The organism is Haloarcula montana, assembly GCF_035666295.1.
GTDB classification, from domain to species: Archaea; Halobacteriota; Halobacteria; order Halobacteriales; family Haloarculaceae; genus Haloarcula; species Haloarcula montana.
The window spans coordinates 199476-214899 of the sequence record NZ_CP142027.1; the positions used below are offsets into that span (position 1 = coordinate 199476).

The 15424-nt window shown below is 66.7% G+C and carries 19 protein-coding genes; 3 read left to right on the plus strand and 16 right to left on the minus strand.

Translation table 11 applies throughout. From position 1 onward, the window contains the following. Positions 1-63: 63 nt before the first annotated feature. The 5 genes from VJ109_RS01020 to VJ109_RS01040 all read right to left on the minus strand — a co-directional run bounded on the left by VJ109_RS01020 (position 64) and on the right by VJ109_RS01040 (position 5029). The gene (locus tag VJ109_RS01020; RefSeq protein WP_324758382.1) at positions 64-2652 is read right to left on the minus strand and encodes a heavy metal translocating P-type ATPase; all 2589 of its coding nucleotides are present in this window, start codon (positions 2650-2652) and stop codon (positions 64-66) included. 139 nt (positions 2653-2791) lie between these two features. Beyond that, positions 2792-3385 (minus strand): AsnC family transcriptional regulator, encoded by a 594-nt coding sequence (locus VJ109_RS01025; RefSeq protein WP_324758383.1) that lies wholly within the window; start codon positions 3383-3385, stop codon positions 2792-2794. A 45-nt stretch (positions 3386-3430) separates the two neighbouring features. Then, positions 3431-4138: a TMEM165/GDT1 family protein gene (locus tag VJ109_RS01030; RefSeq protein ID WP_324758385.1), complete on the minus strand. Its 708-nt coding sequence runs from the start codon at positions 4136-4138 to the stop codon at positions 3431-3433. Beyond that, positions 4135-4830 (minus strand): metal-dependent transcriptional regulator, encoded by a 696-nt coding sequence (locus tag VJ109_RS01035; RefSeq protein WP_324758387.1) that lies wholly within the window; start codon positions 4828-4830, stop codon positions 4135-4137. Before VJ109_RS01035 ends, VJ109_RS01030 begins: the two co-directional genes overlap by 4 nt. 67 nt (positions 4831-4897) lie before the next feature. Beyond that, a complete protein-coding gene (locus VJ109_RS01040) occupies positions 4898-5029 on the minus strand; it encodes a hypothetical protein (RefSeq protein WP_324760399.1) in 132 nt (43 codons plus the stop codon). A gap of 92 nt (positions 5030-5121) precedes the next feature. Between VJ109_RS01040 and VJ109_RS01045 the strand changes: the two genes are divergently transcribed. Continuing rightward, on the plus strand, positions 5122-5610 hold the full coding sequence (locus VJ109_RS01045) for a metal-dependent hydrolase (protein WP_324758388.1): 489 nt from the start codon (positions 5122-5124) through the stop codon (positions 5608-5610). Here VJ109_RS01045 and VJ109_RS01050 read toward each other — a convergent pair. The 9 genes from VJ109_RS01050 to VJ109_RS01090 all read right to left on the minus strand — a co-directional run bounded on the left by VJ109_RS01050 (position 5603) and on the right by VJ109_RS01090 (position 13170). Next, positions 5603-5851: an MTH865 family protein gene (locus VJ109_RS01050; RefSeq protein ID WP_324758390.1), complete on the minus strand. Its 249-nt coding sequence runs from the start codon at positions 5849-5851 to the stop codon at positions 5603-5605. The genes VJ109_RS01045 and VJ109_RS01050 overlap by 8 nt on opposite strands. Before the next feature lie 132 nt (positions 5852-5983). Further along, a complete protein-coding gene (locus VJ109_RS01055; RefSeq protein WP_324758391.1) occupies positions 5984-6577 on the minus strand; it encodes a DJ-1/PfpI family protein in 594 nt (197 codons plus the stop codon). A gap of 73 nt (positions 6578-6650) precedes the next feature. Beyond that, positions 6651-7448: an HAD-IIA family hydrolase gene (locus tag VJ109_RS01060; protein ID WP_324758393.1), complete on the minus strand. Its 798-nt coding sequence runs from the start codon at positions 7446-7448 to the stop codon at positions 6651-6653. A 36-nt stretch (positions 7449-7484) separates the two neighbouring features. Further along, positions 7485-8867 (minus strand): ATP-binding response regulator, encoded by a 1383-nt coding sequence (locus VJ109_RS01065; protein WP_324758395.1) that lies wholly within the window; start codon positions 8865-8867, stop codon positions 7485-7487. A 60-nt stretch (positions 8868-8927) separates the two neighbouring features. Then, positions 8928-10328, minus strand: a complete 1401-nt coding sequence (locus VJ109_RS01070) for a hypothetical protein (protein WP_324758396.1) — start codon at positions 10326-10328, stop codon at positions 8928-8930. Continuing rightward, positions 10325-11047 carry an ABC transporter ATP-binding protein gene (locus VJ109_RS01075; RefSeq protein ID WP_324760372.1) on the minus strand — a complete coding sequence of 241 codons (723 nt, stop codon included), beginning with the start codon at positions 11045-11047 and terminating at the stop codon, positions 10325-10327. The genes VJ109_RS01070 and VJ109_RS01075 overlap by 4 nt, the downstream gene beginning before the upstream one ends. Positions 11048-11077: 30 nt before the next feature. After that, positions 11078-11722 (minus strand): DUF998 domain-containing protein, encoded by a 645-nt coding sequence (locus tag VJ109_RS01080; protein ID WP_324758397.1) that lies wholly within the window; start codon positions 11720-11722, stop codon positions 11078-11080. Between the two features lie 41 nt (positions 11723-11763). Then, positions 11764-12450, minus strand: a complete 687-nt coding sequence (locus tag VJ109_RS01085; protein ID WP_324758398.1) for a DUF2071 domain-containing protein — start codon at positions 12448-12450, stop codon at positions 11764-11766. A gap of 39 nt (positions 12451-12489) precedes the next feature. Next, positions 12490-13170, minus strand: a complete 681-nt coding sequence (locus VJ109_RS01090) for a YqjF family protein (protein WP_324758400.1) — start codon at positions 13168-13170, stop codon at positions 12490-12492. A 96-nt stretch (positions 13171-13266) separates the two neighbouring features. Between VJ109_RS01090 and VJ109_RS01095 the strand changes: the two genes are divergently transcribed. Together VJ109_RS01095 and VJ109_RS01100 are read left to right on the plus strand one after the other, a co-directional pair. Beyond that, positions 13267-13767 carry a macro domain-containing protein gene (locus VJ109_RS01095; protein WP_324758401.1) on the plus strand — a complete coding sequence of 167 codons (501 nt, stop codon included), beginning with the start codon at positions 13267-13269 and terminating at the stop codon, positions 13765-13767. Next, positions 13764-13994, plus strand: coding sequence for a DUF8145 family protein (locus VJ109_RS01100; RefSeq protein WP_324758403.1), 231 nt, complete (start codon positions 13764-13766; stop codon positions 13992-13994). The genes VJ109_RS01095 and VJ109_RS01100 overlap by 4 nt, the downstream gene beginning before the upstream one ends. Before the next feature lie 5 nt (positions 13995-13999). On the opposite strand, the gene VJ109_RS01105 is transcribed toward VJ109_RS01100, so the two are convergent. Both VJ109_RS01105 and VJ109_RS01110 read right to left on the minus strand, forming a co-directional pair. Further along, complete coding sequence (locus VJ109_RS01105; protein WP_324758404.1) at positions 14000-14278, minus strand: hypothetical protein; 279 nt, start codon at positions 14276-14278, stop codon at positions 14000-14002. Positions 14279-14416: 138 nt separating this feature from the next. After that, the gene (locus VJ109_RS01110) at positions 14417-15394 is read right to left on the minus strand and encodes an aldo/keto reductase (RefSeq protein WP_324758405.1); all 978 of its coding nucleotides are present in this window, start codon (positions 15392-15394) and stop codon (positions 14417-14419) included. Positions 15395-15424: the final 30 nt, after the last annotated feature.

A 15424-nucleotide genomic window follows, 5' to 3' on the forward strand; every position in this document is an offset into this window, starting at 1 on the left:
ACGCCCGCGACCACAGCCGGAGAGTGAGTCGACGGCTGATCGAAAGCTCGCTTCCGGGCCAGCCTACGGCCGCAGGAACCCGAGTAGCCGGTAATCGCTGTCGGGGACGTACCGGCGGAACGCGAGACTGTTCGCCAGCACCGATACCGAGGAGGCAGCCATCGCCCCCGCGGCCAGGGCCGGCTGGAGCAGTCCCAGGGAGGCCAGGGGGATCATCACGGTGTTGTACCCCAGCGCCCAGAAGAGGTTCTGTTTGATCTTCCGGAGCGTGGCCTCGGAGATGCGGATCGCCTTGAGCACGTCGGCGGGGTCGTCACGGAGCAGCGTCACGTCCGCGGCCTCGATGGCCACGTCGGTGCCAGAGCCGATGGCACAGCCGACGGCTGCGGCGGCGAGTGCCGGCGCGTCGTTGACCCCGTCCCCGACCATCATCGCCTGCCGGCCGTCGGATTGAAGATCGTCGACGGCGTCGGCCTTGTCCGCCGGCAGGACGCTCGCCTTGACGTTGTCGGGGTCGATGCCGACCTGCTCGGCGACCGCGCGGGCGGTCCGCTCGTTGTCGCCCGTGATGAGCCACACGTCGGTCCCCCGCTCGCGTAGCTGTGAGACCGCCTCGGCGGCCGTCTCCTTGACCGTGTCGGCGTCGGCCAGCACGCCCAGCAGACGGTACTCGTCGTCGCCGTCGGCCCGGAGCGCGACGAGCATCGCCGTCTTCCCCTCGCGTTCGAGGGCGTCCAGACGGTCCTCGGCGGGACCCACGTCGACGCCGGCCTCCGAGAGCAGCGTCCGGTTGCCCACCAGCACGTCGCCGTGGCTCGTCGTCGCCCTGACGCCCTGGCCGGGGACGTTCTCGAAGGAATCGGGCTCCTCGACGTCGATCCCACGCTCGCGTGCGCCCTCGACGATAGCTTCCGCGAGCGGGTGTTCGCTTCCCGATTCGGCGCTGGCGGCGACTTCGAGGACGAACTCGGCGGTCCGCTCCCGTTCCGGCCGCAACTTTCCACCGTCGGCAGTGGGACCGACCGCCTCCACGTCGGTCAGTTCCATCTCGCCTTCGGTCAGCGTGCCCGTCTTGTCGAAGACGACGGTGTCCACGTCGCGGACCCGTTCGAGGATGTCGCCGCCCTTGAACAGGACGCCGTTGCGGGCGCCGATTGCGGTGCCGACCATCGTAGCCGCCGGTGTCGCCAGCCCCAGCGCGCAGGGGCAGGCGATCAACACTGCGGAGGCGAACACGACGACGGCGAACTCGGTGACGCCGACGGCGGCGGGGCCGCCGGCCGCCAGCCCCCAGATCGGAAGCCCGCCGACGAACGACGCCAGCAGGTCCGGAACGAGCGCCCAGACGACCGCCCACAGGACGGCGTTGGCGATGACCGCGGGGACGAAGTACGCCGAGATGCGGTCGGCGACGTTCTGGATGTCGGGCTGGCGGGACTGGGCCGCACGCACGCGCTCGGCAATTTGCTGGATTGCGGTCTCCTCGCCGACTTTCGTCGCCTCGACGACGAGGACGCCGTTCTGGTTGACCGTCGAACCGACGACCTCGTCGCCGGGTTCCTTCTCGACAGGGACGGACTCGCCGGTGACCATCGACTCGTCGACCGCCGAGTTGCCGTCCCGGACGACCCCGTCGGTCGGGATCTTCTCTCCGGGCCGAACCTTCAGTCGGTCGCCGACTTCGACTTCGGAGAGTTCGATCTCCGCCTCGCTGCCGTCCTCGTGGACGACCGTGGCAGTGTCGGCCTCCATCTCCAGCAGTTGCTGGATGGCCGCGCCGGCCCGGCTCTTCGAGCGGGCTTCGAGGTAGTTCCCCAGCGTGATGAACACCAGGATGAACGCCGCGGTATCGAAGTACAGGCCCGTCGAGGCGATCAGATTGAACAGGGCCGCGACGGAGTAGAAGTACGCCGTCGACGAACCGAGTGCGATCAGTACGTCCATGTTGGCCCGGCGGTTCTTGACGAGCGCCGTGTAGGCGTTCTCGTAGAACGGGCGCCCGAGTACCGCCTGGACCGGCGTCGCCAGCAGGAAGGCGACGATCCCCTGATACTGGCCGACGACCGTCCCAGCGAGGAGGCCGAGACCCAGCAGGTGATCGGCCATCATCACCAGCAGGGGAAGCGAGAACGCGGCCCCGAACAGCGTCAGCCGGCGCTGTCTCCGGGTCTCGGCGTCGCGGGCGGCGTCCCGGCGTTCGCTGGAGGACTGGCCGTCCTCGCCGTTATCGTCCTCGCGGACGGGCGTGTAGCCGGCGGACTCGACGGCGTCGTAGAGGTCCTCGATCGACGCGTCGGCCGGGTTGTAGGTGACCTGTGCCTCGTCGGTGGCGTAGTTCACGTCGGCGCTGACGACGCCGGGCGTCGACCCCAGGGCTTCGGCGTTGGTCTCCGCGCAGTTGGCACAGGACATGTCGGTGATGCCGATGGTCACCGTTTCCGTGACGACGCCGTAGCCCGCGTCCTCGACCGCGTCGAATATCTCGGCGAGCGTCACCTGGTCGGGGTCGTACTCCACCGATCCCTCGTCGGTGGCGTAGTTCGCGTCGACGTGACTGACCCCCGCTAACTCGCCGACGCGCTCCTCGATGGTCGCCGAACAGTTCGCACAGCTCATGCCCGTTAGCTCCAACCGGGCTGTTCTGGTGGTCATCTTGGGTACTAGTACGCCCTCCCCGTTGATGCGGTTTGTGCCTACGATACAGGAGCTGTGTGCGGGCAAAACTTTGGAACATATGGAGAGAAGCGGAGCTGTACTTCAGAACCGAAAACCAGCGTCGCGGCCGGGCGGTCTAGATTCCGTCTTTCAACGACTCGTACTGGTCGACGAACCGCTTGGCACAGGACTCACAACAGAAGTAGTACGGCTCCCCGTCGAGGGTCCGTCGGACCCCCTCCTCGTCGACGGTGTTGCCACACTCGGCACAATCAGGAGCGAACTCCGGGCCGGCCAGGCCGGGCCGCCACTCGCTGTCGGCCAGCAGTCGGACCTCGTAGTCCGCCACGTCGCTCATGTCCTCGACAGCACGGTCCAGCAACGCGCCCACCTCGGTCTGGTGGACGGTGGCCGTCACGAGAACGTGATCGTCCGCCGTTCGAAAACTGTGTTCGACGGCGTCGGTGTCGGCCACCCCGGCGGCGACGGCTTCTCCCCGCCCGGGCGCAGCGTCGATGTCGATCAGAACGGGGACGCCCGACCGGAGCAGCGAGCGGTCGATATCGACGGTGAACCCGCGGATGATTCCCATCTCGTGTAATCTGTCGACCCGGTCGGAGACGGCCGGCGCCGAGAGGCCGACCTGCTCGGCGATATCGCTGTACGGTCGGCGTGCGTCCGAGAGCAAAAGATCGAGGATCTCGCGGTCGGTGTCGTCGAGGCCACGCATGGGCCAACAATTTCACAGCCGGAAGAAAGGCGTTTCGTCGGCCGCTCAGACCGGAAGGGCGTTCGCTGCCGTGGTCACGAGCTGTTCCCAGACGGAGACGCCGAGGGTCACCTTCAGCCCGAAGTCCAGCGCGAAAAACAGGAACAGGGCTGCCCCTGCGAAGTGGGCCTTCCGGATGTCGAAGGAGTGTGAGAATCGATGGAAGAACAGCGCGTTAGCGAGGCTCACGGGGATGATCGCCAGCATCTCGCCGGTCCAGATCGCCGTCGGATGGGCGGCGTACTGCGCCGCCAGCGAGACGGTGATGATCTGGGTCTTGTCGCCGAACTCGCCGAAGGCCATCATGGCGAAGATCGGGAGAAAGCCCCCGAGTGCGTTGGGAACTTTCCAGTCCAGAACCGGGACACGAACGTCCAGTTCGCCGCCGTCGGTCGTGATGGCGCTGGAGGGCGACCGCTGGGGGGCGTCTTTCCCGGGCGCTGTCCGGACCAACAGGTACGCGAACACGAGAAACAAGACTGCCGTCAGCGCGTCCAGTACGATACCGGGCAGGAGCTGCAGGACCGTACTCCCCAGCCAGATCTCGATGGCCGTCCAGCCGGCGAAGGCCGTCCCTGCGGCGGCGACGACCAGATAGGGGCTAAACCGCGTCGAGAGGCCAGCGATGATGAACTGGACTTTTTCCCCGGGTAACACAGCGAGTTGCGACCCGGCCGCGATGAACACGACGGTGAACCAGGTGACCTCGCTCACGCTTTGGTCACTCCGTTCTCGGCGCGGTCGCTCTCCGGCGGGTGGACCTGGATCGCGTCCGCGACACCCTCCGGCAGCGAGACCGAGCCCCCCGAGTCGAGCGAGACGGTAACCATCCCGATCGGCGCTACCTCGGTGATACTGAGCACCGTCCCGGGAGTGATACCCACTCCGTCGAGATACGTGAGTTCGTCGGGCTCTCGGTCCCGGACGCGAGCGACCTCCAGCCGGACCCCTTCGTCGTAGTCCGAGAGGACCGATACCGGTACGTCCTCGATCGGCTCCAGGGCGTCGTTGGGGATCGGATCGCCGTGGGGATCGACGTCGGGATCGTCCAGTGCCTCGGCCAAGCGCTGTTCGAACTCCTCGCTGATGTGGTGTTCCAGGATCTCGGCTTCCTCGTGGACCGTCGCCCAGTCGTAGCCCAGTTCCTCCGTGAGAAACGTCTCCAGCAGCCGGTGGTGGCGGATGACTTCCAGCGCGATGGTCTCACCCTCCGGCGTCAGGGTGACACCTTTGTACTTCTCGCGTTCGAGAAACTCCTGGTCGGTCAGTTTCTCGATCATGCTCGTCGCTGTCGGCGGGGTTACACCCACTGTCTCGGCGATCGTCGAAGTGGCGACTGGCGCCCCGTCCTCCCGTTCGAGCCGATAGATCGCCTTGAGATAGTCCTCCATCTTCGCACTCAACATACGAGAGGATTAGACTAGTCTAATGTAAAAGTGTGCTGGTGTGAAACAACATTTGCTAACGGTCGAATCATTCGTCCGCTACGTATGTTTCCCGCCGTGAACGGGTGATGACCCAGAGGACGAGGTAGCCGATCGCACCGAGGACAAACAGCGTCGCCGGGATCAGAAACGGTCCGAACGTCCCCACCAGTGTCCGCACAACCGACATAACAGCCATGCGTGGCTTAGGAGTGGACGGCTCATAAACGACCGGGCAGCAGATTCAAACAGGTGGACCCTCTCCTGGCAGCTATGTACCGGCTCGGCCACTACGGGACGGCCCTGCTCGTGTACGCGCCACTGGGGCTGGGGTTGCTCGTCGCCGACCTCCCAGACCTGGCGGTCCTGGGCGGCGCGCTCTCACTGGGACTCGTACCCGTGCCCGACTACGATCAGCGGCTCCCGCTCGTGAGTCACCGCGGGATCACCCATACGTTCCTGTTTGCCGGCGTCGTCGGCGGAGTGTTGGGTGGCCTCGGCTGGGCCGTCGGTGCGTCCACCGACGCGCGCTCCGCCATGCTCCTGGGAGCGTTCGGCGCGCTCGTCGGAACGACCAGTGTCCTCGCGCATCTACTGGCAGATATCATCACGCCGGCCGGTATCGCGCCCTTGTGGCCACTGTCGGGACGGACCTACACGCTCGATCTCGCGCGAGCGGACAACACGCTGGCGAACTACCTCCTGCTCGGACTGGGTGTCCTGGCAGTGACGGCGGTCGCAGCGGTGACGCCGATCAGATGAGGTCTTGGTCTTCGAGCGACGCCATCACGTCGTCGACGAAGTCGTCGACGCTGTCGTAGGGGAACTCGCCGTCGAGTTTCGTGTTGAGTTCCATCGCAGTCATCGAGAACTCCCCGGACTCGAACTTCGTCGACGGCCCGGCCGGCAGCGCCGGTACGAGATCCATCGGGCTGGAGATGGGGTACTCTGCGTCCTGGAACGCCTCGGTGAACTGCTCGCGAAGGTCCGCTTTGTCGACCATGATTCGTCTCCCACTAACGAGACTGGTCCCATAAACCGTTCGTTTTTTGACCACTCTCACGTTGTTGTAAGTTTATTCTAGAGCTGTGGGCGTCTTACACCCCACCAACAACCAACGCCGGTGTGGCCGGCGTCAGTCGTCGGCCGCGATAGCCGCGTCGCCGTGGCTCACTTCGTCACCCAGCAGCTCCATGAACTGCGCGACCCACTCCGGGTGGTCGGGCCAGGCCTGGCCGGTGACAAGGTTTCCGTCGGTCGTTACCTCGTCGACCCACGAACAGCCCGCAGCCTCACACTCCGCGCGAACGGCGGGATAGGCGGTCATCTCGTAACCGTCCAGGACGCCCGCAGCAGCGAGAATCTGGGGGCCGTGACACAGCGCCGCGACGGGTTTGTCGGCCTCGAAGAAGTGCTGGACGGTCTCGATGACCGAGTCGTAGGTCCGGAGATACTCCGGAGCGCGCCCGCCAGGGACGACCAGGGCGTCGTACGTTTCGGGGTCGATCTCGGCCATCGTGGCGTTCAGTTCGAAGTTGTGCCCCCGCTCTTCCAGATACGTCTGGTCGCCCCGGAAGTCGTGGATCGCCGTCTTGATCGTGTCGCCGGCTTCTTTCTCCGGACAGACCGCGTCCACCTCGTGGCCGACTGTCTGGAGTGTCTGGAACGGCACCATGATCTCGTAGTCCTCGCCGAAGTCGCCGACGATCATCAGGATGTTCTTGCCCATTGGTATCACCATTCAACGCTACGCGGGGCTGCATCATAAACGTGTAGCTCAAGCGATGGGAGCGACGAGCGAGTCAGTTCGCGGTCAGTTCTTCGACGATCGGGACGACCTCTGCCAACGAGTCGACAACGTAGTCGGGCTGGACGTCGCTGTGTTCGACTGCTTCCCGGTCGGATACCCCGGTCGTCACGAGCGCGGTGGTCATCCCGCTTCGTTCGCCCATTCGAATGTCCGTGTCGAGGCGGTCACCGACGACGAGACACTCTGAGGCCGTGCAGTCGAGTCGCTCCAGTGCCGCCCTGACCGCCACCTCCGAGGGTTTCCCGAGGATGCGGTCGGGGTCCCGATCGAGGACGCCCGCGACGGCGCGGATGATCGCGCCCGACCCGGGGACCGGTTCGCCGTTCTCGTCGGGGAACGTCCGGTCGGGATCGGTCCCCAGGAACGTCGTGTCGTTCCCGACGACCCGAAGTGCGGCCGCCAGATCCCGGTAGTGGAAGGCGTCGGTCCAGGACGCGAGCAACACGTCCGCTGGCGCTGGCTCGTCAGTCAGGGTGGCGCCAGTGTCACGGATCTGTTCGCGGACCGCGTCGCTCCCGATGACGAACACCTCGTCGCCGGCGTGTTCCGCGTGGAGGTATTCGCTCGTGACGACGCCCGAGGAGCAGGCCTCACCCGGCCGTGCGTCGACGCCAAGCCCCTGGAGCCGCTGGACGTAGTCGTCCCCGTCGTGGATCGGATTGTTCGAGAAGAAACAGAGCGAGCAGTCACGCCCACGAACAGTTTCTACGAAGCCGTCCACGCCAGGCAACACGTTGTCGCCGTGATACACCGTCCCATCGAGATCGAGTACGACGCCCCGGAGTGCCATCAGCGGTGGTTGGGGCCAGGGAGGCAAAAGTCCGTCTCACACGGGATCGACGCCGGTCACCTCGAACCGCGCGCCGCCGGTGTCGCTCTCGGTCGCCTCGACCGTCCACCCGTGGGCGGTCGCGATCTCGCTGACGATCGCCAGGCCCATGCCGGTCCCCGCCTCGCTAGTGGAGTTACCCATCTGGAAGATGTCGTCGACCCCGTCGTCGATCCCGTCACCGTCGTCGGCGACGTAGAAGCCGGTTCCGTCGGTCAGCGTCCCGACTTCGACAGTGACAGGACTGTCGTTGTGCTCGACAGCGTTACGGAAGACGTTCGCGAGCATGTCCCGGAGACGGCTGGGGTCGGCCCGGAACGTGAAATCGTCAGTGACGATCAGCTCAGATTCGACAGTCTCGACGTAGTCCCAGGCGTCGGTCGCGATCGTCGACAGCGAGACGACCGAGGGCTCGTCGACGGTCTGGCCGTTCCGGGCCAGTGCGAGCACGTCGTCGATGATCGCGGCCATCCGATCCAGGGACCGGTCGATCTTCGCGTGGTACTCGGCTTCGGTCTCGTCGTCCGGTTCCGACAGCAGGTCCAGCGCGCTGCTTGCGACGTTGAGCGGGTTCCGGAGGTCGTGGCTGACGACGCTGGCGAACTGGTCGAGACGTTCGTTCTGGCGCTGGAGTTCCTGCTCGCGCTCGATCCGTCCGGTGATATCTCGGGAGACGAGTTGGACCCACTCGGTTCCCCGGTGGCCGTCGACGGGGACGAACTGGTTGCTGTAGTATCGGCCGGCGACAGTATCTTCGGTGTGAACGGGGTCTCCGGTTTCGACGGCCTCACGCGTCGCCTCGATACGGGCAGTCGCGGTTTCGGTGTCCATGACAGCCGTCAGTTGTCGATCGGTCAGTTCGGTCCGTTCCCCACGGAGTTGTTCGGCCATCGCCGGGTTGACAGACAGTAACCGCCCGTCAGTGTCCAACTGGGCGATCCCGTCCGGCGAGTTCTCGACGAGCGACTCGAACTTCTTGCGTGTCCGGTTCTGTGAGACGACGTTCTCGATGCGGTTGGCGAGGCGGCCGTACTGCTTGTCTTCGACGACTTCGAGTTTCAGGAGATAATCGGCGACGCCGGCAGCGATCGCTTCGCTCGCCGTCTCCTCGTCTCCCCGACCCGTCAGAAGAATAAAGGGGAGTGTCGGTTCGAACTGCCGGATCGAGCGCAACAGCTCCAGACCGTCCATCTCGGGCATCTCGTAGTCACTGACGACACAGTCGAACGACTCCGCTCGAATCCGCTCCAGCGCACTCTCTGGGTTGTTCACCGCCGTCGCGTCGATACCGTGCTTTTCGGACAGGGTGTCGGCGGTCATCTCGGCGAAGAAGTCGCTGTCGTCGACAACGAGTGCCCGTATCTGGTAGCTGCCTGTCATTCCTCTATCTATCGTACTGGACAATCGGTACATCCGTACTTATAGCCACGTGACCTGGACTCAGGACGAACGGAGTCGGCGGTCCCAACGGGGACCAGCACGGCGAGTGAGCCACGCGCCGATCACGCCCGCGACGGTCGCAAGCGCCACCGAACCGACAGTCAGCAGCGTCGGCGCGGCAGTGACTGCCAGCGCAGCGACGAGCAACGGGACCGCGAGTGCGCCGAGCGCTGCGCCGAACGCCAGGAACAGCGGCGTATCGAACAGCAGTTCGTTCGGCGAGAGCCCGGTGACGAAGGCCGTCACCCCGAAGACGTACACTGCTACGCCCGGGAGGACGAGGACGCCAACTGCGAGCTGCGGGGTCGGGAACCACAGCGCGGCGAGTGCGAGATACGCCACACCGGCGGCCAGCGAAAGCACGAGATAGGCCAGCCGGAGCGAACGGAAGACCCGCCCGTACGTCACCGGGAACCGCAGGTACTCGCGGGGATCGTCGAACTGCGTCACCCAGCTGTACGTCGTGAACGTCCCGAGCCCCAGCAACGTCCCGAAGGCGATCCCCGAATGGGGGCGGATTCCCGTCGCCTGTGTCACCTGCTCTAGCAACAGCGCCGTCACCAGGAACAGGACCCCCATCGAGAACGCGACTTTCGAGACCGACCCCGAGGAACGACTGACTGCGAGGAGTGAACGCCGCGCGAGCGGATCGGAGACGGTCGTGAACAGCCCGTCGAGCCAGCGAGTCCCCCCACCGTCGTCGGCGTCGGTAGTCGGATCGAACAGCCAGACGCCGGCGACTGCCAGCACTGCCGTCGGAGCGAGCCCCTGGAAGGCTGTCGCGGGGCTGGGTGCCGCATAGAGCGCGTAAGGCGTGTACGCCACCGGATCGACGTTCCCGACCAGGACCGCGACAGTCCCGACAGCCAGCACTGCCAGCAGTGCCGCTTTGGCCCGGCTGGCGACCGCGATGAGCGTGAGCGAAAGCGACGCGCCGAAGGCGAACGCCGCGACGACAGCGACCCACAGGAGCGCCACGCTGGCGACCGAGCCGCCCGTGAGGACCGCGACGACGCCGTAGCCCGCTACGACCGGTGTCAACACGAGCGCGGCGTAGTAACAGACGTCTTTCACCAGAAACGTCGCGAGCAAACGCCGGAAGGACAGCGGCAGCGTCCGGGCCGAAAAGACCAGCAGGGTCACGTCGCCGAGTACGTCACGGAGCGCGTCACGGCCGACCAGCCCGATTGTCCCGACCTGGAGCCCGAAGAAAGCGACCAGGGCGACGAGGCCGCCGGCGACCGTCGCCGTCCCGGTGCCTGTCACGCCTAGCAGCCAGGTCGCCAGCCCGGTCAGGGCCGCGATCGCCAGCGGGAACGCACCGAACCGGGCGCCACCGAAGAGGTCGCTGTGGAGCCGCCACTCTTCCAGGACCATCCAGCGGAAGACGGCGGCGGTCATGCGGTCGCCTCCGGCCGGGCACCCACCTCCGCGATGAAGTACTCCAGCAGTTCGTCCTCGGACATCCCGCGGGGGTCACACTCGGCGACGAGGCGGCCGCCGTCGAGAATCCCGACCTGGGTACAGAGTTCGGCCGCCACGTCGACGTAGTGCGTCGAGAGAAAGACCGTGTTGCCCGCCTCGCAGTAGGCCGCCAGCTGCTGTTTGACCTGTTCCTGCATGATCGGATCGAGGTTGACCAGCGGCTCGTCGATGAAGACCAGCTCCGGCTCGTGGAGGAACGCCGCCGCGAGCATCACCCGCTGGCGCTCGCCCTCCGAGAGTCCCGTCGCGAGCGCCTCCAGGACGCCCTCGAACTCCAGCCGCTCGGCCCACTCGTCGATGCGGGACTCGATATCCTCGACCTCCCGGACCTCGCCGACGAACGTGAGGTACTCTCTGGGCGTGAGGAAACTCGGCGGGTCCTCGCGCTCGGGGAGGATGCCGATGGCCCGCCGGACGGCGAGCGGGTCCGTGGCGGGGTCTTCCCCGACGACTCGTGCGCTCCCGTCGCTGGGTTCACGCTGGCCGGTCAACAGTTCGATCGTCGTCGTCTTCCCGGAGCCGTTCGGACCGAGCAGCCCGAACAGCGCGCCGTCGTCGACGGTCAGCGTGAGGTCGGCCAGTGCCGTCACGTCGCCGAACCGCCGGGCGAGGCCCGTCGTCTCGATGGCAACCATGGCGATGTTCCCAGATGCCACGCCACGAACTTAGCGTTCACTGTCGTCCGGGGCGGGTGCCCCCGGTCCGCCGGCGAGGGTCCACAGTGGCCGACGGTGCGTGACCGCGACGAGGACGACCCACGCGGTGACCACGGCCGCGCCGGCCGCTTCGGGAATCGCAAGCCCATCCCGGAACACCGGACCACCGGTGGTCCAGCCGTACCAGACGCCGACGTGGAGCCCAGTCAGGGCGAGCGTAATCGCGGCATATCGGCGGCCACCGGTGACGAGCGCGCCGATCCCGGAGAGTGCCATCGCTCCCATCGAGAGGACGTAGAACCCGATCGCGACGGGGCCGTGCAGCGGCTGTGACTGCGGGAACACGCCGATCCCGGCCATCGAGACCATCGCCGCGACGAATACCGGGACGGCGGCCCTCCCGACGGTCCCGCTGCCGGTCCAGAGCGCGTAGGCGAAGCCGACGCCGACCACGCCGCCGACGACGAGGCCGCCGTCGAACAACAGCGTCGTCAGCGGCGTCGCGACGGCGTGGCCGGGCTGTCCGAGGTTCGAGAGGGCGTTGTCGGTCCAGCGAAACCCCGGTGATGCCAGCGTCGCCGAGAGGATCGCGGCGTTCGTCACCACCACCGAGACGAGACCCGCCCAGAGACTGGCCCGTTCCGTTCCGACCATGGAGGATACCCTACCCACGGGCTACTAACTGTACCCCACGGTCAGTCCAGTCCGGCCGGGACCGGCGGGGCCAATGCGATCGTCCCGCCCGGGCTGGCGTGGACGAGCGGCTCACCAGTCGGAACGGGGAGCCCCAGCCACGGGAACACCTGCTCCCGGCAGGAACCGGTCACGCTCTGGAGCCGCCAGGTCGGCTGGCCGACGCTACAGACCAACGCCCTGCCCGGAGGGCCGTCGAGGAAATACCGCTCGCGGTCCGCGAGAAAGCCCGCCAGCGAGTCCGGCGGCGCGGCCGAAGCTACGTCGAGATCGGCGTCGTGCTCGACGGCGAGTAGCTGTCGGTCCGCGACGGCGACGGTCCGTCGCAGGCGACCGCGGTTGAGAGAGTGCTCGACAGAAGCGGGTTCCACCGGGAAGGAAAACAGCGAGAGCGCCTCCGAGAGCCGTCCCCGCGGCAGGAAGACCGCGAGCGGATACGCCCCGCGCTGGTCGGCGGGGCCACGGACCGGTACCTGGACGGTGACGACATCCGTGGAGCCACCGATAGACCGGCCCAACGCCCGGATCGATTCGACGGTGTATCCGACTGCCGTCAGCCAGGCGGTGTCGTCGGCCGTCTCGACGGTCGCCCACTGTGGGACCGCCCCGGCGACCCCCGCCCTGTCGACGGGCCAGTGACAGAACGAGACCGGCCCGATCGTTGCCTCCAGCGGAGTGAGCGAGAGCACAGTGGGAGTGAGCGGCGTCGGGCCATCAGTCTGCCGGCCTCAGAGCCGGTGGAGTCGCCCGGCGGTGACCGGGAGCCCGTCGCTGACGTGGACGAGCAGTTCACCGTCGGGAGTGTCGAACCCGTTTGCCTCGAACAGGTCGTTCCGCCGGACCGTCGCCGCGCCGGGTCGAAGCTCCCAAGGTTCGTGGTCGATGTCGGCGTAGTAGAGCCGCCCCCCGTCGCTGTCGACGTAGAAGCGGTACCGCTCGACGAGGAACGCCGGCAGCGAGCCCGGTTCCGGCGTCGTCGCGACACCGTCGGGTTCGTAACTGGCGTCGAACCGGGCGGTGGGGGTGCCGTCGTGGGTCCGGCGGCTCCGGAACCGCACCGCGCCGTCCCGCCGGTCGACGCGCATTCGGGCGCGGTAGTAGGGTAACTGGAACAGCCGGCGGGCGACGCCGACCCCCAGCACGTCGTCGGCGTCGAGGTTGTAGAAGTAGACGCCGGGGACGCCGTCGGCCTCGACGTATGTCCGGAGGTTCAACTCGCCGAAGGATCGGCCGATCGGGCTCCCGCGGGGCCTGATATCGGCCATCCGGAAGGGGACGACACCGAGGTAGGCGTCACCGTCGTAGGTGTCGACCGACAGCCGGTCGGGCAGCGTCTCGGCGACCGTCCCGGGGTCGACCGCCCAGTGCAGGAACCCAACGTCGCGCCAGTCCATGCGCAACAGGTCCATAGTCGTCAGGAGGGACTGGAGAGGGTTCGGGGTTTCGTGAGACTGAGTCACAGGGTCGCCAGTAGTTCTTTTTGGGCTCACGCCGACCGCTCGCGTATGGAGTTCGAGGTCATCCAGGGAGACATCGCCCAGCAGTCGGCCGACGCACTGGTCAACGCTGCGAACACGAGCTTGCGGATGGGATCGGGCGTCGCTGGCGCGCTCAAGCGGGCCGCGGGGTCGGGCCTGCCCGACGAGGCCGTCGCCAAGGGACCGGTCGACCTCGGCGGCGTCGCGACGACCGACGCCTACGACCTCGACGCCGACTACGTCGTTCACGCCGCCGCGATGCCACCGGGCGGCCAGTCGACGGCCCGGAGTATCCGGGACGCCACGCGGAACGCGCTCTCGGAAGCGGACGCGCTCTCGTGTGAGTCGCTCGTCCTCCCGGCGATCGGCTGTGGGATCGCCGGCTTCGACTTCGAGGACGGCATCCGCATCATCTGTGAGGTCGTCGACGCGTTCGAACCGGCGTCGCTGACCGACGTGCGCCTGATCGCGTACTCGGACGACGATTACGAGACGATACAGCGGGTCGCGACGGAGGTCCGCGGGTGAGCGCAGACACGGAACCGGACGAGCCCGTCGTCTGTCCGGTCTGTGGGAGTGCGTTCTCGTCGGCATCGCTCCACGACGAGGGGTTGCTGGTCGAACTCGGCGACGACAGCCAGTTCGACCGGGTCTGTGTGGAGCCGGTCAGCACCGACGACGGGACGCCGCTGGTTCGGCTGTTCCAGCATCCACGGGAGGACGAACAGAGTGCCGCCGGCGGACGGGTTCCGTAACTCGGTCAGCCGGCGACCAGCCGTCCCGCACGCCACTCCCAGAGGACCTCCAGGACGGCCCAGAAGGCGATCCAGAGCGAGATAAAGAGGAAGAGCACAGCCGTCGAGGAGAGATACCGGAGCGGCTCGGCCATCGAGACGACCGAGGAGTACGCGACGAGTGCGACGAGAGCCGTCACGGCGAGGCCAACCAGCCCCGTCAACCAGTGCTCGAAGCTACTGGCGGACTGACAGCACGGTTCCGAGCGACGACCGTCGGTCCCGTTCGATTCGGGGTTGTGCATTGGTACCAGACACCGTACAAGGACCTCGGCGACCGAGCGTAATAAATGTAGCCTCTAGAATGTTTTGGGAATCGAGCAAATCCATCGTTTCGATCGATGGAGCGAACAGTGCGTTCGGCCGCCGTTCACCCGCCAGTCTCACTCGTGGCCCGAGACCCGGACCGGTTCGTAGGGCGCTTCCAGCCACTCGATGTCGCTGTCCGAGAGGTCGATCTCCAGGGCTTCGACGGCTTCTTCCAGATGTTCCACGCTGGAGGTCCCGACGATTGGGGCGTCGACGGCGTCCTGTTCCAGTACCCACGCCAGTGCGATCTGGGCCATCGAGGCGTCGTACTCGTCGGCCAGTTCCTCGACGCGCTCGTTGACCTCGCGGCCGCCGCCCTCGAAGTAGGGATGTTCCCGTGCGTAGTCGTCGGTCTCCCCGCGGGTGGTCGCCTCGAACTCCTCGTGGGGCCGGGTCAGGTAGCCGCGAGCCAGCGGACTCCAGGGGATCACGCCGACGCCCTCCCGATCACAGAGCGGGAGCATCTCGCGTTCCTCCTCCCGATAGAGGAGGTTGTAGTGGTTCTGCATCGTCTCGAACCGCTCCAGTCCCGCCCGCTCGCTGACCCGCTGTGAGTGGGCGAACTGGTGAGCCCACATCGAGGAGCCGCCGACGTGGCGGGCCTTCCCCCGCCGGACCGCGTCGTCCAGAGTCCGCATCGTCTGTTCGATCGGTGTGTCGTCGTCCCAGCGGTGGATCTGGTAGAGGTCGACGGTGTCCATCCCCAGTCGGTCCAGGGAGTTGTCCAGTTCCTGTTCGAGCGCCTTCCGCGAGAGGCCGCCGGAGTTAGGGTTGTCGTCGTCCATCTGGAAGTACCCCTTCGTGGCGACGACCTGGGCGTCGCGGTCGTAGTCGTCGAGGACGGTCCCCAGCACGCGCTCGGACTCGCCCTCCGAGTACATGTTTGCGGTGTCGAAGAAGTTGATCCCCAGATCGATCGCCCGCTCGATGACCTCGCGGCTCTCCGCCTCGTCGAGGACCCACTCGCGCCAGTCGGGGGTCCCGAAGCTCATACAGCCCAGGCAGATGCGGCTGACCTCCATCCCCGTCGAACCGAGTGTCGTGTACTCCATACCGACACGCGGGCCGGCGACGACAAAAAG